This window comes from Filimonas lacunae (assembly GCF_002355595.1).
Lineage (GTDB): Bacteria > Bacteroidota > Bacteroidia > Chitinophagales > Chitinophagaceae > Filimonas > Filimonas lacunae.
Genome location: NZ_AP017422.1, coordinates 6,005,055 through 6,030,167 on the forward strand (window position 1 = coordinate 6,005,055; position 25,113 = coordinate 6,030,167).

Genomic DNA, 25,113 nt, shown 5'->3' on the forward strand with positions numbered 1-25,113 from the left:
GTAGTTATTGCTGAATAAAATCTTCCCGCATAGGACTGAAAATATCCACCAGCATGCCCGCTTCCAAACATACCACTCCATGCACCGCATTAGGTGGAATATAAAAAGCATCGCCTGCGTTCAGTACCTTTTTTACACCATCCACTTCCACTTCAAACACACCACTATCAATATGGGTTATTTGTGTATGATAATGATGATGCAAAGTACCTATAGCTCCTTTTTGAAACACCACTTTTACCAGCATCACCCTTTCATCGTAACTCATGATTTTGCGTTTTACGCCCTCACCTGTTACTTCCCAGCCGATGGTGCTATCTTCTATAAACACCTGCTTGTTTGTATTATTACTCATACTTTTCTATTTTTTAAACAAAAGGGGCCCGGCCAAAAGACCCGCCCCTTATTAGGTTCAATGTTTGCTTATTTATTAAAAACCGGCTTCTATGTTAATAGTAGCCGTATTAACAGACTTGGTTCTAATATACAATATTTGTTCTGTTTCGTTGTAATACCAGTTGCCTTTTGATAAAGCATTGCTGGTAGAAGCCAACACACCTGCTTTATTTTCTGATACATTTACCGGCTTTTTGGCGGCATGCAGTTTAACCAGGTAGTTATGCGTAGCTGGCGCAAACTTTCCTTCCGGCTTTTTCACTTGTACGCTAACGTTGGCGTTTGTCCAGGTGGTGCTGATAGCAGTAACAGCGTACTGGCCATTTTTATATGCCTGGCTCTTGCCATCATCTTCATACAGCGTATAACCGCCATTAGCCCCAGGATATATATCCAGCGTTATTTCGTCCACCGCTTTTTCATCGCAATACAACATAGCCGGTTGTGATGGAATGATAGCGCCTGCTTTCACAAATAAAGGAATAGTATCCAGCGGTGTTACTACATGCACATATTGTTTCCCCTTGTAAGCTTTACCTGTCCAGTAATTGAACCAGTCACCTTCCGGCAAATAGATGCTACGTGTTTGTGCGCCTTTGGTAGTAACAGGACAAACCAACAGGTTATCGCCAAACATATATTCATCGGAGATTTCATATACATTTTCATCATTTTGGTATTGTAGCACCAATGCGCGCATTAAAGGCATGCCGGTTACATAGTTTTGCCAGGCGCTGCTATAGATATAAGGCAATAGCTGATAACGCAATGAATCGTATTTTTTAAAGTTGCGTAACGCGTTATCGCCATAATTCCACGGCTCTTTATAACCCGGATGATCCATACCAAACACCATTGACACCGGGCTAAACATACCAAACTGTACCCAACGGATATATAGCTCCGGATCGGCCTGGTGTTCAAAGCCGCCCATACAATGCGACCATTGCCCCACACCGGAAATACCAATATTCAAACCTGCTTTAATAACAGGCGCAAAATACTGCCACTCACTTGGCCAGTCTCCCGCGAAAATAAACGGGTAACGCTGTATGCCCGCAAAGCCCTCACGCGTTTGGTTCAAGCCCCTGATGCCATTATATTTCTGAAACTGCTCATAAGCACCTTTGGCATAAGCCACCGGAAACAGGTTGTGCAGCTCATTAATATGCTTACCGGTAGGGCCTATTTTTTCATTATCATTTGCCATTGCACCAAAAGCGCTACCCTCATCGGTTTTTAAAAATTTAGCGCCTAAAGATGCTACTCTTTTCACGCCGTGATTCCACCACCAGTCTACCGCTGTGGTATCAAAGAAGTTTACAAACTCCCCTGCATAATTCTCTTCAGGATAGGTGTATTTCAATTGCTGTGCAGTATCCAGCAGTTTGAGCTTTTTACCATTATCAAATCGCGGACGTAAATGCAGACCTACCATATTATAATGCATGGCATACAGGCTGTCGAACATCCCTTTAGGATCTGTAAACGTTTCGCGCCATTCAAAAGAGGTAGCGCCTTTTCCACCCACTTCACCAAATATGCGCCAGGTACTGTCCAGCCATAACAGGTCTACCGGAATACCCATTGCCCGAAGCTTGCGCGCCAGTTCAATGACATACGCATCACTGGTCAATTCTTCGTGGCCCCAGGTGCCGCCGGAATAGGTGCCCACATGCAAACCAAAAGCAAAGCGAGGCAGCAATGGCGTTTTGCCGGTTAAAGCCGTATAGCTGTTTAATATATTACTGAAAGTGGGGCCGTAGATAAAGTAGTAGTCCAGCTCGCCGCCTTCTGCTTTAAAGCTGTATTCACCTGCTTTGGCTGCGCCCATATCCCACTCAGAGGCATAGGCATTGTGCAGGAATAAACCATACCCCTTAGTGCTGATAAAAAACGGCACTGGTGAATAGTTCGCTTCCAGTATGTTGTAAGCGCCTATCTCGTGTGGCAAGCCTTGTCCCCTGCCTACATTCAGCCTGAGATGTTTACTTCTTCTGTCTAAAAAGTCCATGCGTTCGCCAAAACCAAACACATGCTCATCTGGTTGCAATTGTTTTATGCTTCCTACGGTATCTCCATTTTTATAAGCGCTGACCTCTTTATCTGCCATCAGCAGTTTACCGTCTTTCAACGACACACTTACCCGCAAATCAGCTTTCTGCACTTCCACTTTTATTTCACTGGTAGTGATCACAAAACGATCCCGCCTTTCGGTTACTGTAGCACTCACCTGCTTCCATTGGTAATTAACTACCATGTACGACTCGTTGGCCTTAAAAGTGCCATCAAAACTATAACGCACCCGAAACATGCCGGGCGTACAAAATTCCAGCTTCATTACACCACGTGTAGCAGGAAAAATCAGGGTATTGTACTGCCAGGTATAGGTTTCTTTATAAGTCCCCACATTCTGTTGCGCCTGTAAGGCAACCACACTCAACAATGCAATTGCCCAAACAACAATTCTATACATGCAATCGAACGTTTTAAAATCTTTTGAATAAAATGGTATGCAATGTAACAAAACAGTATTTAACTACTATCCTGTAGCTACAGGATGGTTTTTGTCAAAAACTATAGATATTTGGTGGACTATGAACAGGATCCTTATTTTTACCCTCAGCCTGTTACTGACGCAGCTTGCAGCCCATGCCCAGCTATCAGTAACAGAAAACGGCAATACCGTTACTTTACAAAACAACCTGGCTGCTTTTAGCTTTAATACTACCAATGCCGACCTTACCAGTATTGTAAACCATAAAGGAGTAAGCTTGCTGGGCAAAAAAGGCAGGGGTTATTTGCTGGGGCCGGGCTTTTCTATGTCGCCCACCACCTATTCACTGGTGCGTAAAACAGATTCCTTAATAGAAATAGCCTTTGACCACGAAGCCGACAACCATTTTCATTATAGCCTGCATTATATCATCCGGCCTGGTGTTTCCGGTGTGTACTGTTATTTAACCCAAAGCCATAAAGCGGGCGATTCCGCAGGCATTTACGGCCAAACCCGCTGGGGCATCAGCGCCAACGAAAGCCTGTTTAACTATCACCTGGTGCGCGACAGCATACAAGGCCCCATGCCTGCCATGTCTTCGTTCAGTGATGCTAATAAAATACAGGACTGGACCTACCGCCTGCCCGATGGCACTGTGTATACTAAATACAACTATGCCGATTACATTGAAGACCGCTACGTGCATGGCATGGCCGGCACCGCATCGAACCTGGGCCTGTTTGTGATACAGGCCAGCCACGAATACCTGAACGGCGGCCCTACCAAACAATACCAGAATGTACACTCCACCCCTTACCTTATTTGTATGTTTAACTGCGGCCACTTTTTAAGTGACAAGCGTAAAAGCGATGATGTAATTACAGGTGACTGGCAAAAAACAGATGGCCCTTTTCTACTATACACCAACGAAGGCAGCGATATCAATGCTATATGGACCAACGCTAAACAACAGGCACAGCAGGAAATAGCCCAATGGCCTTACCAATGGATGCAAACACCAGACTATCCGTTGCAAAGGGGCACGGTAACCGGCACATTACTATTGAACAATCAACCCGCTGCTAACACACATATGATACTGGCTGCACCTGGTTACGACTGGCAGGCACAAACCAGCGGTTACATTTACGCAGTACGAACAGATGCCAAAGGCTTTTTTACCATACCACATGTTCGCGCAGGCAGCTATACTTTATATGCCTACGGCGCCAATCAAACCGCCAGCTTTAGTAAGGCCAACATTACGGTAAGCGCAAATAAAACCACTGCTATCGGTGTGCTTGCATGGCAACCCGCCAACCACGGCAAAATATTGTGGCAGTTGGGTATTGCAGACAGAACCACACGTGGCTTTCGATTCAGCGATCATCCGCGCGAGTATGGCATCTTTGACCAGGTGCCCGATAGTCTGCATTTTACCATAGGCCAAAGTAAGGAAGCCACCGATTGGTACTATGCACAAACCAAACCCGGCAACTGGTACATTCATTTTACCAGCAATACCAGCTACACTAAACCTGCTTTATTAACTATAGCCATAGCAGGCGCTGCTAAAAACCCTACCCTGCAGGTGTTGGTAAACGGGCAAACCGTAAAAACCTATAAACCAGGTAATGATGCCAGCGTATACCGTAGTGCCGTTGCCGGCGGTTATTATCAATTGCTGGAAATACCTTTTGATGGCAGCCTGTTACAAAAAGGTAACAATATCATCACCTTGCAATTACCCGATGTTAAAAATGGTGGTGGTATTATGTATGATGCTATTAAACTGGAAGCAGAATAAACGCTGCCTTAAAACAATTACTATGCTACACAAGATGATATTACTGGTTGTATGCACTATAGGCTTTTTTACCTCACATGCCCAGGCACAAGGGGCAGAAGCGGAAGGCACATTATTGTATAAAGACAACTTTACCAGGCAATTAGACACTACCCGCTGGAAAGCCGAAATAGCCCCTCAGCCCAATTCTAAAGTTTATGTAAAACAGGGACAATTGATACTGGATACCAAAGGCGGTGTAACCGTATGGTTTACTACTCCGTTAAGTGGTGATTATGTAATTGAGTATGACAGAACCGTGCTACAGGACAGTGGTGCCAATGACCGAACATCTGACCTCAACCAGTTTTGGGCGGCAACAGATCCACACAATGCCAACCTGTTTACCCGCAATGGCGTGTTGGAGCGTTACGATTCGTTGCAGTTATATTATGTAGGTATGGGCGGTAATACCAATTCAACCACCCGGTTTAGAAAATATGAAGGAAATGGCGCGCGTACTTTATTAAAGGAATATACAGATGCCCCACATTTATTGGAAGCGAACAAAACCTATCATGTAAAAACGATAGTGAAGGATGGCACAACCAGTTTTTGGATCGATGGAGTTTGTTATTTTTCCTACACCGATCCAACACCGTTGCGTTCAGGTTATTTTGGCTTTCGCTCTACCAAATCCAGGCAGGCAATAGACAACCTGGTTATTTATGCGCTGCCGTAAAACGTTCTTCAATCACGTTCCAGTTTACTACATTCCACCATGCGTTAATGTAGTCGGGGCGACGATTTTGATACTTTAAGTAATAAGCGTGCTCCCACACATCCAGGCCTAACAGTGGTTTACCTTTCAGGTCACTCACATCCATTAACGGATTGTCTTGGTTGGCGGTAGAACCAATTACCAGCTTGTGATCTTTACCCACTACCAGCCAGGCCCAGCCACTACCAAAACGGTTTTTACCCGCATCGGTAAACTGAGTTTTAAATGCATCAAATGAGTTAAAGTCTTTTTCAATAGCCTGTAACAGTTTGCCCGAAGGTTTGGTGGTGGAAGAAGGGGCCGCCATGCTTTTCCAGAACATTTCATGGTTAAACTGACCGCCGGCGTTGTTGCGCATTTTGGTAGAATACTTAGAAATATTACCCAATAAAGCTTCCAGAGATACTTTATTGGTATCTACTGTCTCGGCTTGCACCGCTTCGCCCAGGCTTTTAGCATAGGCCGCTCCGTGTTTGGAATAGTGCAGCTCCATAGTCATGGCGTCAATTACCGGTTCTAATGCGTTGTAAGCATACGGTAAAGGCTGCTGCTTGTAAGTGATATCCGCTGCCAGCGGCGCAAATCCTTTTGCGTAAGAAGAAAGTACTGTAAAAGATAACCCTGTTGCCACACCAGCCATTCCGGCTTTTTTCAAAAACTCCCTGCGATTGGTTGCATTTGTTTCCATAAAGTTACCAGTGGTTTTATTTTATTAGAACATTGTAAAGTTGTAACTTATTCAAAATTAAGCTATTCGAAAAGCTTCTTCGGTCACCAGGCTTTTTTTTACAATTAATTACCTTATGATAGCCCGTTCTACTACCCCGTCTCTGAAATTATATACAAAAACTCTATTTTTGAAAAAAGACCACTCTCCCCGTATCATTGAATAACAGCAACAAAAATACCAATCCATCGCAACTGATGCCTGCTCAATGGGTTTCGCAATATGGCGATTACCTGTTTTCGGTAGCGATGCTAAAGGTAGGCAATAAGGAAACAGCAGAAGATCTTGTTCAGGAAACCTTTATTTCCGCTATTAAAGCCAAAGACAGTTTTAGAAGCGACAGCTCCGAAAAAACCTGGCTTACCGCCATCCTTAACAACAAAATAATAGACCACTACCGTAAAAAGGATGTGCTGAAAAACGTAACAGAATACATTGATGATACAGGTCAAAGCTTTAGCAATTCGTTTTTTAAAGAGAATGGCCACTGGCAATCCAACGCCACGCCCCAACTTTGGAAAGAAGATGCTGACACTGCCGTTAACCGCAGCGAATTTTACCGGATACTGCAATACTGTATTCATAAAATGCCGGCTAAGCTGGTGCCGGTGTTCACCGCCCGCTTCCTGGAAAATGAAGATTCCGATACAATTTGTAAGGATTTTAACATTACCCCGTCTAATTACTGGGTGATTATTCACCGGGCTAAGGTGCTGATGCGCAGTTGCCTTGAAAAAAACTGGTTTGTCAAATAAAGAATAGAACGCATGCAGCAATATCCCGTTAACAATACTATTCCCAGCTGCCAGCAGGCTACCCTTCTTGCTATGAAAAAGGAAGAAGGCAAAATAAGCCGTGCAGAAAAATGGAAACTATTCTTTCATTTGCTGTATTGCCATGTATGCCGCCGTTTTATACGTCAGATGCGGCGCATGAACACCCTAAGCGAAAACATGCACCAACACCTGCAACAGCAGCCACCTTTTACCCTCTCTGCATCTGCTAAAGAAAAAATGCAGCAACAGTTGAATAACCTGGACAACTAATTTGCGCGGCATTATTTTTTCTTTCTCAACTTTGTAAGGTTATTGATTGTACTGCGTCTATATAGTTGTAATCAAAAAACTACTCGAATGATACAACAGACCGGATGGCCCACACGCATGTTAGCAGTGATGCTATTGATAACCCAGGTGATTACCGGCTGTGCACAAACCACGGCCAATAACTTAAACAACAAAGAAACTAGTATGAAAACAGACAACAATACCACTATTCACAAAACCGAACAGGAGTGGAAAGAACAATTAACTCCTGAACAATATTATATACTGCGCCAGAAAGGCACCGAACGACCTTTTACCGGTAAACTGTTAATGAATAAAGAAAAAGGCGTGTACAAATGTGCAGCCTGTGGCAATGAGTTGTTTACCGATGATATGAAGTTTGATTCGCATTGCGGCTGGCCCAGCTTTGACAAGGAAATAGCCGGTGGTAAAATCATTCAGAAAGAAGACAACACCCTGGGCATGCACCGCGTAGAAATTCTGTGTGCAAAATGTGGAGGCCACCTGGGACATATTTTTGATGATGGCCCTACCGAAACCGGCCAGCGCTATTGTGTAAACTCTGTATCGCTGGAGTTTGCGCCTGCAGGTGCACCTGTTGCTACTGATAGCAGCAATAATGCAGCAGGCACTACCAGCAACATAGATACGATTACTTTAGGTGGTGGTTGCTTCTGGTGTGTAGAAGCGGTGTATGAACAACTGGATGGCGTTATTAAAGTGGAAAGTGGTTACTCTGGTGGCCCCACTCCTAACCCTACTTACAAAGCAGTATGTACCGGCACCACCGGCCATGCAGAAGTAGTGCAGATCACGTATGATAAAACAAAAACCTCGGTAGATGAAATACTGAAAGTGTTCTTTACCGTACACGATCCTACCACGCTGAACAGACAAGGTGCTGACGTAGGTACACAATATCGTTCTGTGATCTATTACCGCAATGCCGAGCAGGAACAAAAAGCCCGTGAAATTATAACCGCCCTTAACCAGGAGCATGTATATGATTCACCTGTTGTAACAGAAGTAACCGCCTTCGACAAGTTTTATAAGGCCGAAGACTACCATCAGAACTATTACGAGCAAAACCCCGAACAAGGTTATTGCCGCATGGTAGTACGTCCTAAAGTGGAGAAGTTTGAAAAGCTATTCAAGAATAGATTAAAGAAAGTGAACCAGTAGTTGTGTAGAATGGTTGAGTAATACCCCCAATAGCAGAACGGCCCGTATATACGGGCCGTTTTATTATATCCAATTATATAGTACTATACTTATCTCGATAACTCCCACGCCAGCAAAGGCCAGTTATTATCTGGTTTGTGCGCTTCCTTCATAAAGCTCTTTATCTTTTCTACAATATCTGCATGTTCCGCAGCTATATTATGTTCTTCACCCGGGTCTTTGCTGATATCATATAGCTCAATAGGCGCATCATCGTTTTTGTTTACATTCAAACGAATACCTTTCCATTTGCCATACAATACCGCTTGTCTTCCACCAAACTCATGAAACTCCCAATAGAAATATTCATGTGGTGCAGCCAGTTTCTTTCCTTTGAATAAAGGGGTGATAGAAATGCCATCTACCTTGTTGATATCCTTTACACCGGCCAGCTCAGCAAACGTGGGATACATATCCCAGAAGGCTGTTGGTGTGGTATTCTTGCTGCCAGCTTTAATAGTGCCCGGCCAGTAAGCAAGGAAGGGTTCGCGGATACCACCTTCGTACAAATCGCGCTTAATGCCTTTGTAAGGGCCATTGCTGTTAAAGAAATCCGGATCAGCGCCGCCTTCTTTATGCGGGCCATTATCGCTGGTGAATATAATCAGCGTGTTCTTTTCCAGGCCCTGTGCTTTTACCTGTGCCACAATTTGACCTACGTATGCATCGAAGCGGGCAACCATAGCAGCAAAGGCAGCATGTGCCTGCGGTTCAAAACGATAATCGTCGTGAGGGGCTTTGGCAGAAGGCTGGGCATCCGGTTCGTTAAACTGCTTTACATAATACTGGTAAATACTATCATGCGGACCATATAAAGCAGCATGTGGTAAAGTATAAGGCAAGAACAGGAAGAAAGGCTTTTCACCATGCTGTTGCTTTAAAAATTGCAAGGCATGCTGGTGTATTAAATCGCCAGAATAGGCAGAATCATTTTTTACATTACCGGGTAACTCTACACGATTGGTATTATCCCATAAGTGATCGGGATAATAGTTATGGGCCAGTGTTTGACAGTTATAACCATAAAACTGGTCTACGCCTTTTTTAGTAGGCTCACCAGTGGAACCCGGATAACCTAAGCCCCATTTACCAAAGGTGCCTGTTTCGTAACCATTCTTCTGCAATAAAGCGGTAATGGTAATAGAAGAATCCGGTAAAGGAAACTGTCCTTCCGGCTTCATGCCTTTATTACCACGCACCGGCGTATGGCCGGTGTGCATACCTGTTAATAAACTGGCGCGGGAAGGGGCGCATACAGCAGTGCCTGCATAAGCCTGTGTAAACTGCATCCCTTCTTTAGCCAGCGCATCAATGTTAGGAGTTTTAATTTTTTGCTGACCATAACAGCCCACATCCCCTATTCCCAGATCATCTGCTAAAATAAAAATGATATTGGGCTTTTTGTCAGCCTGTTGGGCCTGCACCTGTGTTTGCCAGAAGAAACAACTAGCCAAACACAATACCTGTAATCTTTTCATATAACTATACCAATTCAGAGGACTAAAATAAACACTTATGTCTGCGTAGCCATAAGTGTTTACCTATTAGTTTGTATTATCTACGGTTCCTGGTTTAAAGGGCCGTACAGTTCAGCTTCTATAATACTTAAACGGGCTTTACCATCCTGTTCTTCGCGTTCAACACCGTCTCCCAGCTTTTTGCCGTTCATTTCGGTGCCTTTATCGCCTTTTACATCAGCAGCAGATAACAACTCTACCCTCACTTTCTTACCTCTGTAAGCCGCAAATTCAATAGTGAAGTAGCCCAGGCCACGTGGGGTATTGCCTTTGAACACTTCTTTTTTATCTACCAGTATGCGGATAGGATAAGAGCAGGTTCTGAAATTGTTAAGCTTTAAAGTAATAGCATTGAACGTGTTGATATACTCTGTTTCAAAAGCAATCCACGAACTATCCATTATACCGTTGCTGAACCAGTCGGTAGTTTCATCATCATCAAATGCCTCTGCTGCTTTATCCTGGTTGCAACCTGCTGTAGCACGCGCAATGATCATTGGCAGCCTGTTCACCACATAAGGCTCTACATCTGGCTTGTTGTCTTTTTTCAAAGAACCGGTTAATCCATCATCCGGCATCTGCACGGCTAAGCCTTCTTTTACCTCAAAAGGTAAAGTGGTTAACTGCAAAGTAGCAGGCGTTAAATTGCCAGAGGTAGCTTTAATAGTAACGGCTCCTGCTTGTGTAGCAGAACGCAGCAGCACCCTGTTTACACCACACTCTACCGGCAGCTCCTTACTCAGGATATAGTTATCCGGCCCCTGTGCAATACCACCGCGCCATTCAGCCGGGCCATCAACAGCAAACTGTATCGTATTTAAAGCCGTAGGGCAACGATTGCCTTTTTCATCTACCACCTCTACCTGCACCATCGCCAGATCAGCCCCATTGGCTACCCAGCCTTTAGGCGCAGTGATAGGTGTTAACTTCACCGCAACAGGCCTTCCGGCAGTTACATGTTCTGTTTCACACGATTTTTTATTATAGGTATAGCCTACTGCACGTATTACACCAGGCTGCCATTTTACCCGTTTGAAAGTATACAGGAAGCGGCTGGTTTGCTGTGCAAAACCATATGATCTTTCGTTTACAAACAATTCTACCCTGTCGGCATTGGACACTACATGAATGTCTTTGGTAACGCTATCGCTATAATTCCAGTGACCTAATATGTGTATATGTGGTGTAAGATCATCTACCCATCCATCCCACATGGCCTGGTGCGCATAGAATCCGTCTTTAGGAATACGCATGGCATCTACTTCACCGCTGGTGCGGTAATTAGATTCGCCACGGTAGTGGGTATTGGATTCAGAGAAGATGATATTTACAGCACCTGCGTTTACTCTTTTGCCTGTGCCTGGTCTTTCTTTCCAGAAGTCGTACCAGCGTGTTACATCTTCTATAGCATGTGCATCCTGGTTGTGGTTGTATTCATTGGCAGGTTGTCCTTTATACAATGGCCCTACGCCTTCTTTATGAAACGGTGGGGAGAATTCATCCCAGTATTTGCGCAAGCCCTCATCGCGGGAATATTCCATAGCCCATAATGGCTTGCCGGCGCTTTTATTAATGTACAGCATTTCACCGCCATACTCCGCCACGGTATTCTTTTGTAACATTTCGCGTGAGCCGATAGCCCTGCCGCCCATGGGATCCCATTGGTCGCGCAGTTCTTTCATCTGCTTCATATGCTCTTCGCTGATACCTTTATTGCCACACTCGTAAAATACAATGCTTGGGTTGTTCCTGTTATAGATCATGGCGTCGCGCATCACTTCCACGCGTTGCTCCCAACGGCGGCCATCCACATCTTTTTCCGAATCACCGGCAGGCATGGCTTCCATCAGGCCCATCCTGTCGCACGACTCCACGTCCTGCTTCCAGGGTGTTACGTGCATCCAGCGTACCAGGTTAGCACCGCTTTCTACCATCAGACCATTGCTGTGATCACTCATCCACGCAGGTACGGCATTTCCTATGGCAGGCCATTCGTTGGTAGTACGTTGCGCATAGCCTTTTAAGTGCATAGGCCTGTCGTTCAACTGAAACACGCCGTTGGAAAAGCCTGTTTTGCGAAAGCCGGTATTTACTCTTACAATGTCTACGGTTTTGCCGTTGATCATTAACACAGAATATACCTGGTACAAATAACCGTAGCCCCAGCTCCAGAAATGCAGGCTACCTGCCCGGCCCGAAGCATTTACAATACGGGTTTCACCCGGGCCAATAGGATTATCCATGCTTCTGAACGAGCGGATCACCGCGCCGTCTTTATCTGCAATGGTTACGATATAAGTGATGTTCACCTGCTTGTCCGATTCATTTCTTATTTCCGACTGTACGTTGATTAAAGCAGAACGGTCTTTTACATCAAACTGGCTGGCATATACATACACCCCTTTGGTGTGCAGGTTAGAATACAAAGGCAGTGTCTGGTATATCTTAGGCATAAAGTGCAGATATACGTTTTTATTGATGCCGCCGTAGTTGGCATAAAAGTTTTTATCGTTCCACTGATAACCGCTGTTAGATTCTTTTTCATGGTAATCCCACGAGTTATCAATGCGCACTGCCAGCACGTTCTCTTCGCCAAACTTTACACTATCGGTAATGTCAAAGCCAAAGGCCGTGATGCCGTTTTCATGACGGCCAATCCACTGACCGTTCAGGTAAAACTCACCCGCCTGCCGAATGCCTTCAAACTCTAAAAATACTTTCTGGCCTTTGCGGTTATTGGGAATAGTAAAATGTTTGCGATACCATACAATACCGGTAGTTAAATCCTGTATAGGCTTTTTAAAAGCATCATCTTCATTAAAAGCATGTGGTAAGGTTACGGCTTTCCAGCTTTTATCGTCAAAGCCGAATGCAGCAGCGGCTGTATTGTCGCCCACCTGCATTACCCAACCCGGGTTAAAATTGAATTTGGCGCGCACCACTTCTGGCAGCTTGGGCTGGCCTGCCTTTGCCAGCATTACGCCTGCCAGCATACAGCAAAACAATAATCGTAATTTCATCGGTTTCATGGTTTGTTCAAGGGAATGGTTATAAAGGCCAATGTCTGATTTGTTGTAAAAACCATTCACAACAAATCAGACATCAGCACAATTTAATAGAATAACTACTATTTCAGTCTATAAACTTCACTTCCGGCCAGTAAAAAACATCCCAATCCATAATCTTCAAAATCAGGAATGTGATCGTAGTTTACCGGTTGGCCATCTTTAGGTTCTTTACCAGTGCCTTGTACAAAGCCCAGCATACCATCTGCATGCACACAGTCTTTCACCATGGCATCCCATGCTTTGGTAATTACAGGCAGGTAAGTTTTCTTATCCAGGTAACCGTGGTTAATGCCCCAGGCCATACCGTATACAAACAACGCAGTACCTGATAATTCTTTACCACCAAAGTTATTAGGATCGTGCAGGCTTACATTCCAGTATCCATCCGGACGCTGAATGCGAATTAAAGCCTTACACATTTCTTTGAAATCGTTCAACAGCTCGGCATAAAAAGGATGGTTTTTAGGCAACCATTCCATGGTTCTTAATTGTGCAGCTACTACCCAGCCATTACCACGGCTCCAGTAACAATCTTCACCATTAGGCTCTTTGTAAGGAGGAACGAAGTCTTTATCTCTCCACCATAAAGAGTCTGCTTTGTTATATAAACCATTACCACCATGATTGTATTTAGAGAAATGATACATCTCTTCCATACGGTGATAATAGTTAGTGTCTTTGTAAATTTTACCTAAACGGGCATACACCGGCATAGCCATTTGAATAGCATCGATCCAATGCCAATCATCGATCTTTTGCGTTTTCATCATGCTGTCAATAGAAGCCTTGATGTCATGTATCTGCTCAGGCTTTTTATCCATCAGGTACAGGTCGATATACGCCTGGCCACAAGCCTGGTTGTCGGCATTGCGGGTAGTGATACCGCCACGTAAACCCCATTTATGAAACGCGCCCCAGTTGTAGGCGTAATCGTAGTTCTCTTTCTTTTTGTCTAAAGCGTATAAGGCCATTAAACCTTCATAATACACGGCGCGGGTCCAGATGTTACTGGGGCGTGTGGCATTGGTAACAATTACCTGTCCCACATCCGGCCATTTCTTCATAAAATAACTGTTGGTAAGCTCCATTACCTGCAACACATCTTTTTTTGCAGGCACTTTCTGGGCTGCACAACTTACACTACCCGTTACAGCGGCAAGCAGCAACGTGATGGCACACAATACATTTCTTTCCTTTTTCATACTAACCATTTATTTATTGATTGGCTGGCTTCGGCTTCATTCGATTTGGTAAAATTATCCTTCTATGGGGAATATAAAAAACACAGCCCTTTTTCCATTGCGGCGGCAGTTTATAACATATATTCCTAACCAGTATCCTGTAGCATCCTGCAAATACCTGTTATGGCATTTTCTTCAACCCTTCCCAACGCACTTTCCACTGACCATTTTTAGGTATGCCCGGCGCAAGCGTATGGTTACCATCAAACCCGGCACACATCATAGCCACCGCAGACAATAAACCACCGTTACCCGGCAGATATATACGTAAACGGCCATCCTGGTAGTTATGTCCGTTAGGCAGATACGTGTTGGTGGTAATGTTCATCAGCAACGCATCTACTGCTTTATCAGGCATGCCCAGGCGTGTAGCTGCCATAGCGGTTAAAGGAAAATCCCAGCCCCAGGTTTCCGGCCAGTTCCAGTTTTGCCAAACCCAATCAAAGGTTTTACGCATAACCGCAGTATCTATATCTTTTACCGGAGCCAGCATGCCCATATTACCTAACACAATCGGGTGATCGGTTCTGTATTTAGGATTGGCATAAGCATCTGCGGCACTCTCTGTGGGATAATAGACACCATCCTTCTGTGGCAATGGCGATAAGTGCTGTAACACCTCATCATATTTTTTATTGCGCGGCATGCCACTTCTTACACGCCATTCCTGCGCTGTTTGTAAAGCCCAGGTCCAATATGTTAATTCAAAAGAAGGATTAAAGGTTTCCTCTGCCTTAAAAGTTTCCTGCGCAGGAATCAAACCTTTGCCCAGGATATAACAATGTGTAGCAGAATCGTAATAAGCATAAGAAGCCATGAAATCGGCTGTTTCCAGCACCAGGTCGCGATATTTACTCAATGTAACAGCGGATGGTTTGTCACGATAACACAGTTCTGCAAAATAGATGTAGTGCGGCTGTTGCCAGATAAGGAAAGCGCCTATAGAAGAAGGGCCTTCTGTACCATCAGGATCTGTCATCTTTTGCCAGCGTGCTCCTTCATATCCCTGACGTTTAGCCAATGCTCGGGCATTCGCCAGTACTACTGGTTTACTGTACCACTGCATCATTTTTTCCAGCAGTTCCGTTCTGTTCCATAAGGCATACTGCACACTGTGCCACCAGGGCATTTCCAGGTGTGGCCTGCCAAACCAGCTGTTGTAAGTAAGCCCTGTTTCCTGTGGAGGAGCAGTGCCTGCTTCCTGTACACGCAACAGGTATTGTGATAAGATAATGCGCCTTTCCAGTTCTGCTGCTCTTTTATCTATGCTACCGGTAAAATCAACTGCGGCACCTTTAGCCCAGTAATTATACCACATACCCGAGCTTTGCTGTAAGGTTAAATCATAATCAGCGGCATAGGCTTCTGCCTTTTTACCAGGCACAAATGTGCAGGTGAAAACAAAAGTATTTTCGTTGGTGCGCGGCTGCAACACAAAGTAATGTGCTGCCTTCTGCGTTACACCAGTTCCTTTGCTAAAACTAAAATAAGCACGATAGCTGGTGGTATCCAGCTGATGCTCTATGGTCACATTCTCCGCATTTACCTTACCCACTATAGCACTCTGGTGTGCATTCTCCTGGTACAAGGTACCCCCATCTAAAAAAACACCAGTAGGATAAGGGAAACGCAGGCTCACTGCCAGACGCTTTTCTTTCAGTAAATCAGATATCACCTTTACTGCAATTTCATCCAGCTTGGGATGCGCCACAGTAGATACCTGTACACGCACACCTTCTACCGTAAAAGCAGAACGGATTTCACCCGTCCACATATCCAGCGTCTGGTCAATGTCTTTGATATCTTCCAAACGCGCAGGCTGCCCATTCTTTAAGCGTATGTCAAACCCCAGGTTGCCCAATTGCAGGCGGTGCGGGTTTTGACGGGCAAAGTCTGTAGCCGCTTTGCTCCTTTCCGTGGTATTGTTTTGTACGCCGTAGGTAACATCCCTGCCGTTGAAATGGTAAGTTTTTAAAGCTTCTTCAAAGCAATAGTTATTAGGATTGGGATAGCTATGCCATCCCCATTCCGATTGCGTTCCTAAACAAACGCCATTGGCATATGCTTGCGGAAATGTTTGCAATCCGGTAACATCTACTGTATAGGCAAAAGCACCATTACCTACTGTTACGGAGCTTAACGAATCAAAACGGGTATTATGCACATTGTGTCGCTGCACCAACGCCTTCCTGTCAATCTTTTGCGCCGCTGCCTGCCATAGCATCAACACGCAACCTGTAATAATAGTAATCTGTTTCATCCTGTTATATTATCTGCGAAACGGCACACCTACCTTTCACGCATCATTTGCGGTATTACCCGTGAATTACTTTGCCAGCAAACAGGTTAACGAACAACCTTCTAACTGCTTCAATCCTTTTACCACTGCCGCGGCGTTCACTTTAGCACCTTCTTCATTGGTATGTGTGTGATCGCCAGGGAAAAATGCTTTTACTTTTTCAGGCCCCATCGCTTCGTATTCATCTGCAACTATCGTGTTCAATGGAATAAAGAATGCACCTGTGGTTTGTGCTGTTTCAGCAGCCCATTTACCATAGTTATCATCCGCTCTTTCTACTTTACCATCTTTAAATATGTTACGTGGTATAGGTGAACATATAATAGGAATAGCGCCTTTGGCTTTGGCTTCGTTGGCATACTTGCGCATGTACCAGCCATAGGTGTATACTCTTTCCTGTACTTTGCGAATAGGGTTGTAGATATCTTTATATTCTTCGCCGGTGCCTTTAATGGTGCCGCGGGCACGGGAAGTATCATCCAGTGCGCCGCCATCATTATGTCCAAACTGCATCAGCACGTAATCGCCTGCTTTCAGTGTTTTTAAAATACTGTCCCACCTGCCTTCTGTTAAAAAAGTACGACTGCTGCGGCCACCAATAGCATGGTTGCGCACATCCATTTCGGTAGTATCAAAATAGCTTCCTATAATACTTCCCCAGCCCCATAATTTATTAGAGCCTTTGCCATCACCATTTTTCACGGTAGAATCACCAATAATATATAACACGGGTTTCTTCTGCTGCAACAGCAACACAGTGAACGAGGATAAGATTAACATCAAGAATGGCAACCAGACTGCCTTAACAGATTTTTTATTCATTCAATTGGTTTTTCGGGTAATTGGTTTTTACTGCTTCCCTTTTTTTGCAATAGTAATATTTTCTTTTGCAGGCTGTTGCATGCCATCGCCCAAAAAGTAACTGGTATAAGGGGGTTGGTTGTAACCCACATTCTGCCATGCTACGCTCAGGCGGTATTGTGCATCCTGCATCAATGTTACCAAACGATAAGGGGTGCTGTAAGGCGTTGAAAAAATACGGAGTTCTTGGTTATCAGCCGTCCTGTATATCACTTCTTCCCTCCAATCTCCCAAAATATCTGCACTTAGGGCCGGATTTGACTTGGTTCCGTTGTTAGAAACACAGTTAAAGGAACGGGTATCCAGCAAACGGCTGGTTTTGGCATTCAGGTAATCCCATTTCTCAATGCGGGTACCGTCCAGCAATTCTGCCAGCAAATCGCCATCCCACCAGATACGGAAATTGACCGAACGTGGTGCTGTTCCTATAGATTCTCCCTTACAGGTTCTTAACCCTTCTGCCCCGCCCCAGCATTCGCAACCGGCATAACGCGGATCAATATCAGCCGTCATGCCACGGCCTACATCTGAATCTTTATCAGATGTCCACAAGATAGTACCCGTAGCCGCATCAAACACAGCTACGCCTGGCCCTTTGGTGCCTTCTTCTATTTCATGAATGCCATACACTTCCTGCCCCGGATGGGAAGGATCAAGGTCGCTTACATGCACTGCATCGCCATGGCGCAGGCCAGTGGTATATAACCCTTTGCCATTATCATCCACACACATAGAACCGTATACAATTTCATCTTTACCATCATTGTCTACATCTGCTACAAACAAGTTATGATTGCCCATGCCCGAAAACGGGTTGCTGCCATCATTGGTATCAAACACCCAGCGGGAAGTAAGCTGGCCATTGCGCCAATCCCACGCCGCCAGTACGGTTCTGCCATAATAACCGCGGCACATTACCACACTGGGATGGATACCATCCAGGTAAGCCACACAGGCCACAAACCTATCCACCCGGTTACCGTTGTTATCATTTTTTCCATTACCACCACGTCCGCCCCAGGCGCCGATATTGCCACGGGCAGGAATGTAATTAGTGGTAGCCATAGCAGCACCGGTTTCGCCATTGAATATGGTAAAAAACTCCGGCCCATCCAGTACACGGCCATCACTGTTACGGTAGTCTTTGGTAGAATCTCCTATTACTTTCCCTATACCATCCACAGTACCATCTGCTGTTTTCATAGCAATTTCTGCTTTGCCATCGCCATCCAGGTCGTACACCATAAACTGCGTATAGTGCGCACCATCCCGTATGTTTTTGCCCAGGTTTATCTGCCATAAAAAAGTACCATCCAGTTTATACGCCTGAAAAATGGGCGGATCGGTAATGCCTGCCTGGGAGTTATCATGACTCACCCCGGTTTGATGCAGCACAATTTCATATTCACCATCGCCATCCAGATCGCCTACCGACACATCATTGGCGGAGTATCCTGCTATCACATGCAGGGGAATAGACAAATAAGGGTTGGCAGCTGCTTTCAGCACATATGTCCAGGCAGTTTCCTGTTCTTTGCCACCTATCACCGGTTTTACTACATAGGTGTTTTCTACGGCCAGGTTGGCGGTGCTGTCTTTGAAACAAGTAGCAGTGTACAACACTTGCGGGGTTAATAACTGTGGCTGTTTACCGTTTTCACTCCGGTAAACGCGAAATCCGATTTTATCGTCATCAGTAGCCAGCAATCGCCAGCTTACCATTACATCTTTTTCCGTGGGCATGGCTATCACACCTCTTCCCAGGTATTCCATCTGGCGTTGGGCTGTTGCAGTGGTCAATACCACCAACAGACATAGCAATACATTACTTACCGGTTTGTACATATTTATGCATTCGTCTTATAAAAACACATTCAGCAAGGCCACTACCTGAGGAATTTCTCCCCGCATAGCAGCCCTGCTGAATGCGTTTTTCTTTGACTGGTATTTGTTGAATTAGTTTATAATTTCAAAACTTTTATTGATTGTTTATTTTTTGCACCTGCCACCTTGATAATATACGTGCCGGGTGCCACTCTACCACCTGCTTCTGCCTGGTCAGTGCCTTTTCCGCTTTCCTGCAACCTGCCTGCCATGTCAAACAGGGTAAAGCTAAATGCCCCCTTACATTTGATCAGGAAGGTAGAATTCGTAGGGTTAGGTGTTACGGTTACGGCAATACTGGCATCTTCCGTTGCCACCTTGGCAGCCAACGCCGTAGTAGTTACCGGTGTAAACTTAAATTGCTGATGCGTAGCGCCGCTACAGGTATACTGCTGTGCAAGTGCATTGGTGGCGGTAGAAGCATTGGCAATTTCTATACACTTGCCACTATGCCTTGGGCTTAACTCAAAATAGCCACCGCCTACCGGTATAACAGCAAACTGTTGGTTGGTAGCAGTAGAAGGATTATACTGTATCACCCCAATAGCATCGGCAGTAGATTTACCAGTAATATCCATGTTCTTGCTGCTATGCACAGCAGTAAGCTGGTAATAACCATTATCGGTGGCTGTTACTGTCCAACGCTGGCTGGTAGAGGTCGCCGATACTGCATTCTGCACCACCGCTGCGTTATTAGCAGTAGAAGCCGCAAGCAGATCCAGGTTTAAACCACTATGCCTGGCTGTGATGTTATACACCGCACCAGATACTAACTCCGTATTAGTAGTACCCGGCGTATAAATATTAGGCGTTGGCGGAGCAGCCATGCCTTCTCCTAAATAAAAGCTGGGATGCGGCGGTTGATTATACGCTGTGTTTTGCCAGGCCACTGCCACGCGATATTGCGGGTCGTGCATTAACGTATAAAAACGGTTGGTAGCTACAATAGTGGTAGTATAAATATTCAGCGCCGTGCTGGTGCTGTTGCGCAGAATAATTTCCTCCCGCCAGTCGCCCAGTATATCGGCAGTAACACAAGGATTGGCCTTGGTACTGTTGTTAGAAGCACCGGAACCATTAGCCGCATCTGATAAGGTTTTAATTCGGCTGGAAGTATTGCTGGCATATACCCATTTATCGAGGTTTACACCATCCAGTAATTCTCGCTGCAAATCAGCATCCCACCACACTACATGGTTTACCGAAGGACGCGTAGTGCCTATCTGGTTGCCTTTACAATCATATAAATATCCGGCAGTGCCCCAACACTCATATCCTTTATAACGGGGATCAATATCAGCAGCCAAAGCCCTGCCTACATCGGTAGTAGCGGCTACACCCCACAAAGGTGTGCCTGTATTGGCATCTCTGAACTCCAAACCATATACACCATACTGGCTGGGTGTTTCGTGGCATTGCCACACTTCCTGCCCGGGCCTGTCGGGGTCCATATCACTCATGTGCATGGCATCGCCGTGTCCCAGCCCATTGGCATATAAACCGGTGCCGTTATCATTAATAGCACTGGAACCGTTTACCACTTCGTCTTTTCCATCACCATCCACATCACCTACCGTAACCTGGTGATTGCCCTGTCCGGCATAAGCGCTGTTGCCTGAGGTGTTGCTGTCAAAAGTCCAGCGTTGTGTTAAAGTACCATTGCGCCAGTCCCATGCCACACGCACCAGGCGGGTATAATAACCACGACCCATTACCAGACTGGGCCTTTGTCCGTCTAAGTAAGCCACATTGGCCACAAAGCGGTCTACCCGGTTACCATAACTATCGCCCCAGGAAGAAACCGTACCTCTTGCAGGCAGGTAATTGGTAGTGGCCATAGCCGCACCGGTAAGGCCGTTAAAAATGGTAAGATATTCCGGGCCGGACAATACATACCCACTCGTGTTACGATAGTCTGCCGTAGAAGAGCCTATCACTGTGCCTACGCCATCAATAGTGGCATCGGCTGTTTTACAGGCCACTTCTGCTTTACCATCGCCATCCAGATCATATACCTGGAATTGTGTGTAGTGAGCGCCTGCACGAATGTTGCGCCCCAGGTCAATACGCCACAGGCGTGTACCATTCAGCTTATAGGCATCCAGGAATACATTACCCGTATAGCCCGATTGTGAATTGTCTTTTGAATTAGAAGGGTCCCATTTTAAAACAATCTCATACTCTCCATCTCCATCCAGATCGGCCACACTGGCATCGTTGGCGCTATAGGTGTAGGCTACACCATCTGGCGTTGTGCCGCCGGCCGGCGCGGTTATAGGCACACTGAGATAAGAGGTGGTGGTAACAGAAGCGGCGGCAGAAGCGGCTTGCTCTACCCCGCTGATCACCGGCTTAATGGTATAAGAACCATTGGTGGTTACATTGTCAACATAATTAGTAGAGGTGGTGATAGGTGTGCTGTTGAGCTTAGTGGTGCCCCTGTACACATTAAACGAAATAGTGGAAGGATCGGTACCCAGCAAACGCCAGCCTACATATACCTGGCTGCTGCTGGTGCGAACGGCTACTACACCGCGACCCAGTTTTTCCATTTGTTTCTGAGCGTACATACTGTTGCTGAAAAGCAGGGTGATGAAGAAAAGGAGGGTGGTGCATACCCCCATACATGACTTACCCTTTGGCAGGAAGTAAATGTTTACTTTCATATGGCTTATGTTTTGATGACAAAAAACTCTTTGTCGCTTGTACAGTCCATTAGGTAAGATGCAGCAATCGTAAAATGATACATTTAAAAATAAACGTAACCTTCATAACAGCTGTCCTGCACTGTTATGAAGGGAACATAAGGGGGAACAGGCTTAATGCCTATTCCCCTGGTATGGTAACTTTTGATCCGTCTGTTGCGGTGATAGTAACATTCTTTGCTTTCCAGCCTTTTGCAAACTTAATTTCTCCTGCGGTGGAAGCTTCTATAGTTACATTGGCAAATTCAAAATGCTGTAAAGCACTCTCTTCCAGGCCAATGGCTAAAATACCCTGCTTACTGTTGCGGGCCTTGATGCCATCTACATACACATCTTTAAAATAAGGCCTGCCCTGCTCAGGAGTTACCTGCTGTAACAGCTTTTTCCAGATCACGGGTATAGAATCATATTGATAACCAGCCGGTAATTTTGAATAGCTGTAAGCCGGATTCCAATTCATGGTAAAATTGAGCGGTATACTTACACTATCCATATCAATATTGCGGATATAAATATCGCTGATGGTGCCCCCACGTGTTAACGCAGATTTAATCAGGAAGCCATTCTTTGTACCTCTTGCCATCAGGTCGGTAGCCAGCACATGGTTTATGCCACCAGAGGTTTCACTGCCCAGGGTAACAATGCCAGCGCCTTTGCGGGCAATACATTTCCTGATCACTACATATTCTGTAGGACGGTTTACGCGTAAGCCATCCGCATCACGTCCCGCCTTTAAACAAAAATCATCGTCGTTACAATCTACATCGCAGTTCTGCACCAGCACCCAGGTACTGGAATCAATGTCTATACCATCCGTGCTGGGGCCGTGACCATCTTCATTATTACGAATCACCAGGCCATCTACGGTAAGATGATCGGAATACAATAACTGCACGGTCCAGAAACCGGCATTTTTGAGGGTAATGCCTTTCAGGCTGATATCAGAAGACTCCTGCACCAATAAAGTGCGTACCCGCTTGGCATCATAATCTACTATACAGCGCAATCCTTTTTTCTCGTAGTCTTTGCGCATGTCCCAGTATTTATCCCAGCAGAATTTGCCCCGGGCATTCACTGTGCCTTCGCCGGTGATGGCTACATTCTTCTGACCTATCACGTTGAGTAAAGCAGCGGGCCATGTGGTTTCAATGCCGGCAATACGGGTATTGATTTCCGGATAATCGTCAAAGTTCTGACTGCCCAGTAAGGTAACACCCTTACCTATATTCAGGTTAACACCATTTTTCAGGAACAATGCACCCGTAACATAATTACCGGGAGCAAACGAAACCACACCGCCACCCTTGCCCGCACAAGCGTCAATAGCCGCTTGTATGGCTTTGGTGTTAAGTGTTTGTCCATCGCCCACTGCACCATAGTTATTAACAGGAAAGGTGGCTGTAGCAGCAGGAAATTTCCGCGCGCCTACTTTTGCCGCCCACGATACATCCTGTTTTTGCGCCAATGCAGCAAACGCCATGCTGCACACAACAGCCACTAACAGCACTATTCTTTTCATATGGCTTTGTGTATTAGTTTTTACCTTCTGTTATCCCTTTCCAGTTGTCTGTTCTGAAAGGTGATGCAGGAAGAAATGATTTGTTATACAAATTAGGCATAGGTACATTGCGCCATGCAAAACGCACCGCTACGGGCTTGTCAATAGCATCGCTCCATACCACTACTTCATTGCCTTCTATCACTGCCTGGGCAGGTACAAATTTTTCATCGCTACCAGCAATGGTAAACTCCTGTAAAGCCGCATCGCCTTTAGCCACCAGGCCACCATCTACATAATCAAACTGTATCCTTATCTTCTTGCCCTCTACTTTCATAGAGCGGTAAATAGGGCCGGAACAGGTGATGTCTTTAAAGCCATAGTTATTATGCAAAGCCCACAGGCTCAGGCGTTCGCCTACCAGCTTTTTATTACGTGGGTGAATGTCCAGCGAATCACCGTTATCGGTAGTAACCGCCATACCCGTATGTGCCACATGCTGGAAAGTAAGCAGCTGCGCTTCTCTTATCTCGGGGTTCTGGCTACGGTGCGGAGAAATCTGTACAAAGTAAAAAGGCAGTGCGTTGTTCTTAAAATCATCCCGCCAGTTCTCGATCATAGCCGGGAACAAACGGCGGTATTGATAAGCATGTTCTGCGTTGTTCTCACCCTGGTACCATATTACGCCTTTTAAAGTGTAAGGCACAATAGGCGAGATCATACCATTGTATAATTTGTAAGGCGATTTGTTATGATTAGGACCAATCGGTTCCCTGGGCGCTGCTCCTCTGTTCTTGCTGGAATCGCTTTTCCATTTAGCCAGTGCTTCTTTATATTCTGCAGAAGCTGTAGGAAAATCTTTCACCTGCTGCTCGTACCTGTCCAGGATCACTTTAAAGTCTTTATCCTTTTCCAGCACTTCCTTTTTAGTCCACGATTCAGCCGGTGTGCCACCCCAGGTAGCATTGATAATACCTACCGGAAAACCGGTTTTCACATGCACCTCTTTGGCAAAGTAATACGCCACACCCGAAAAGGTATCAGCCGTTGCCGGGCTGCACACTTTCCAGCTGCCTTCAAATTCATATTGCGGAACATCGGCCACTTTATTGGCTACATCAATCATGCGTATACCAAAGTAATCTGCCTTCTTTATTTCTTCTTCGTAGTTCAATACACCGGTGTAAGAAACGTTTTTGGTTTTAGCCATAAAAAACTCCATGTTCGACTGGCCCGATGCCAGCCATACTTCACCCAGTAATACGTTCTCTACTTTTATTTCATTGTTGCCCGTAAACTTAATGTAGTAAGGACCACCTGCTTTGCTGGTTTTTACATACGTGATCCACTTGCCGTCTGCCCCAGCTGTTACCTTAGCAGTACGCTGGTTCCAGCTGGTAAGTATGCTTATCTTTTCTCCCGGCAATGCCCAACCCCACAAAGCCACTTTACCCTGCTGCTGCAACACCATGTTGTTGCTGATAATGGAAGGAAGTTTCACATTCGCGCGCGCCTGTAAAAACAACATCAATGGCAATACAATCAATAATACCTTTTTCATCGCT

At 45.4% G+C, this 25,113-nt stretch carries 17 protein-coding genes; 5 read left to right on the forward strand and 12 right to left on the reverse strand.

The annotated features are described in order from the left end of the window. Positions 1-4: 4 nt before the first annotated feature. Together FLA_RS23605 and FLA_RS23610 are read right to left on the reverse strand one after the other, a co-directional pair. Positions 5-355, reverse strand: coding sequence for a cupin domain-containing protein (locus FLA_RS23605; protein WP_076374983.1), 351 nt, complete (start codon positions 353-355; stop codon positions 5-7). Positions 356-430: 75 nt separating this feature from the next. Beyond that, positions 431-2,872, reverse strand: a complete 2,442-nt coding sequence (locus FLA_RS23610; protein ID WP_076374985.1) for a glycoside hydrolase family 31 protein — start codon at positions 2,870-2,872, stop codon at positions 431-433. Positions 2,873-2,993: 121 nt separating this feature from the next. Here FLA_RS23610 and FLA_RS23615 point away from each other — a divergent pair, with 121 nt between their 5' ends. Both FLA_RS23615 and FLA_RS23620 read left to right on the forward strand, forming a co-directional pair. Continuing rightward, a complete protein-coding gene (locus tag FLA_RS23615; RefSeq protein WP_159445046.1) occupies positions 2,994-4,700 on the forward strand; it encodes a polysaccharide lyase family protein in 1,707 nt (568 codons plus the stop codon). 22 nt (positions 4,701-4,722) lie between these two features. Continuing rightward, complete coding sequence (locus FLA_RS23620) at positions 4,723-5,421, forward strand: DUF6250 domain-containing protein (protein ID WP_197705822.1); 699 nt, start codon at positions 4,723-4,725, stop codon at positions 5,419-5,421. On the opposite strand, the gene FLA_RS23625 is transcribed toward FLA_RS23620, so the two are convergent. Beyond that, positions 5,402-6,148, reverse strand: a complete 747-nt coding sequence (locus FLA_RS23625; protein ID WP_084205976.1) for a superoxide dismutase — start codon at positions 6,146-6,148, stop codon at positions 5,402-5,404. The two genes, FLA_RS23620 and FLA_RS23625, sit on opposite strands and share 20 nt — an antisense overlap. Before the next feature lie 197 nt (positions 6,149-6,345). Here FLA_RS23625 and FLA_RS23630 point away from each other — a divergent pair, with 197 nt between their 5' ends. The 3 genes from FLA_RS23630 (at position 6,346) to FLA_RS23640 (ending at position 8,436) form a co-directional block, all read left to right on the forward strand. Further along, positions 6,346-6,942, forward strand: coding sequence for a sigma-70 family RNA polymerase sigma factor (locus tag FLA_RS23630; RefSeq protein WP_084205977.1), 597 nt, complete (start codon positions 6,346-6,348; stop codon positions 6,940-6,942). 12 nt (positions 6,943-6,954) lie between these two features. Next, on the forward strand, positions 6,955-7,233 hold the full coding sequence (locus tag FLA_RS23635; protein WP_076374987.1) for an anti-sigma factor family protein: 279 nt from the start codon (positions 6,955-6,957) through the stop codon (positions 7,231-7,233). An 87-nt stretch (positions 7,234-7,320) separates the two neighbouring features. Next, positions 7,321-8,436 carry a bifunctional methionine sulfoxide reductase B/A protein gene (locus tag FLA_RS23640; protein WP_197705823.1) on the forward strand — a complete coding sequence of 372 codons (1,116 nt, stop codon included), beginning with the start codon at positions 7,321-7,323 and terminating at the stop codon, positions 8,434-8,436. Between the two features lie 89 nt (positions 8,437-8,525). On the opposite strand, the gene FLA_RS23645 is transcribed toward FLA_RS23640, so the two are convergent. From FLA_RS23645 to FLA_RS23685, 9 genes are all read right to left on the reverse strand, one after another. Continuing rightward, positions 8,526-9,953 (reverse strand): arylsulfatase, encoded by a 1,428-nt coding sequence (locus FLA_RS23645; RefSeq protein ID WP_076374989.1) that lies wholly within the window; start codon positions 9,951-9,953, stop codon positions 8,526-8,528. 80 nt (positions 9,954-10,033) lie between these two features. Further along, complete coding sequence (locus FLA_RS23650; protein WP_076374991.1) at positions 10,034-13,012, reverse strand: glycoside hydrolase family 2 protein; 2,979 nt, start codon at positions 13,010-13,012, stop codon at positions 10,034-10,036. 107 nt (positions 13,013-13,119) lie between these two features. After that, positions 13,120-14,262 (reverse strand): glycoside hydrolase family 88/105 protein, encoded by a 1,143-nt coding sequence (locus tag FLA_RS23655; RefSeq protein ID WP_076374993.1) that lies wholly within the window; start codon positions 14,260-14,262, stop codon positions 13,120-13,122. Between the two features lie 160 nt (positions 14,263-14,422). Further along, on the reverse strand, positions 14,423-16,561 hold the full coding sequence (locus FLA_RS23660) for a hypothetical protein (RefSeq protein ID WP_076374995.1): 2,139 nt from the start codon (positions 16,559-16,561) through the stop codon (positions 14,423-14,425). 66 nt (positions 16,562-16,627) lie between these two features. Next, positions 16,628-17,380: a rhamnogalacturonan acetylesterase gene (locus FLA_RS23665; protein ID WP_231940320.1), complete on the reverse strand. Its 753-nt coding sequence runs from the start codon at positions 17,378-17,380 to the stop codon at positions 16,628-16,630. Between the two features lie 69 nt (positions 17,381-17,449). After that, positions 17,450-19,306, reverse strand: a complete 1,857-nt coding sequence (locus tag FLA_RS23670; protein WP_076374999.1) for a rhamnogalacturonan lyase — start codon at positions 19,304-19,306, stop codon at positions 17,450-17,452. Positions 19,307-19,422: 116 nt separating this feature from the next. Further along, the gene (locus tag FLA_RS23675) at positions 19,423-22,011 is read right to left on the reverse strand and encodes a rhamnogalacturonan lyase family protein (RefSeq protein ID WP_084205979.1); all 2,589 of its coding nucleotides are present in this window, start codon (positions 22,009-22,011) and stop codon (positions 19,423-19,425) included. A 160-nt stretch (positions 22,012-22,171) separates the two neighbouring features. Then, entirely contained in the window at positions 22,172-23,569 is a 1,398-nt protein-coding gene (locus FLA_RS23680) for a glycoside hydrolase family 28 protein (RefSeq protein ID WP_076375002.1), read from the reverse strand. Between the two features lie 13 nt (positions 23,570-23,582). Then, complete coding sequence (locus FLA_RS23685) at positions 23,583-25,109, reverse strand: sialate O-acetylesterase (RefSeq protein ID WP_076375004.1); 1,527 nt, start codon at positions 25,107-25,109, stop codon at positions 23,583-23,585. Between the last annotated feature and the right edge of the window lie 4 nt (positions 25,110-25,113).

Coding starts and splice junctions, on each gene's coding strand:
- FLA_RS23605 (WP_076374983.1), bottom strand. CDS start 355: ATGAGTAATAATACAAACAAGCAGGTGTTTATAGAAGATAGCACCATC.
- FLA_RS23610 (WP_076374985.1), bottom strand. CDS start 2,872: ATGTATAGAATTGTTGTTTGGGCAATTGCATTGTTGAGTGTGGTTGCC.
- FLA_RS23615 (WP_159445046.1), top strand. CDS start 2,994: ATGAACAGGATCCTTATTTTTACCCTCAGCCTGTTACTGACGCAGCTT.
- FLA_RS23620 (WP_197705822.1), top strand. CDS start 4,723: ATGCTACACAAGATGATATTACTGGTTGTATGCACTATAGGCTTTTTT.
- FLA_RS23625 (WP_084205976.1), bottom strand. CDS start 6,148: ATGGAAACAAATGCAACCAATCGCAGGGAGTTTTTGAAAAAAGCCGGA.
- FLA_RS23635 (WP_076374987.1), top strand. CDS start 6,955: ATGCAGCAATATCCCGTTAACAATACTATTCCCAGCTGCCAGCAGGCT.
- FLA_RS23640 (WP_197705823.1), top strand. CDS start 7,321: ATGATACAACAGACCGGATGGCCCACACGCATGTTAGCAGTGATGCTA.
- FLA_RS23645 (WP_076374989.1), bottom strand. CDS start 9,953: ATGAAAAGATTACAGGTATTGTGTTTGGCTAGTTGTTTCTTCTGGCAA.
- FLA_RS23650 (WP_076374991.1), bottom strand. CDS start 13,012: ATGAAATTACGATTATTGTTTTGCTGTATGCTGGCAGGCGTAATGCTG.
- FLA_RS23655 (WP_076374993.1), bottom strand. CDS start 14,262: ATGAAAAAGGAAAGAAATGTATTGTGTGCCATCACGTTGCTGCTTGCC.
- FLA_RS23660 (WP_076374995.1), bottom strand. CDS start 16,561: ATGAAACAGATTACTATTATTACAGGTTGCGTGTTGATGCTATGGCAG.
- FLA_RS23665 (WP_231940320.1), bottom strand. CDS start 17,380: ATGTTAATCTTATCCTCGTTCACTGTGTTGCTGTTGCAGCAGAAGAAA.
- FLA_RS23670 (WP_076374999.1), bottom strand. CDS start 19,306: ATGTACAAACCGGTAAGTAATGTATTGCTATGTCTGTTGGTGGTATTG.
- FLA_RS23675 (WP_084205979.1), bottom strand. CDS start 22,011: ATGAAAGTAAACATTTACTTCCTGCCAAAGGGTAAGTCATGTATGGGG.
- FLA_RS23680 (WP_076375002.1), bottom strand. CDS start 23,569: ATGAAAAGAATAGTGCTGTTAGTGGCTGTTGTGTGCAGCATGGCGTTT.
- FLA_RS23685 (WP_076375004.1), bottom strand. CDS start 25,109: ATGAAAAAGGTATTATTGATTGTATTGCCATTGATGTTGTTTTTACAG.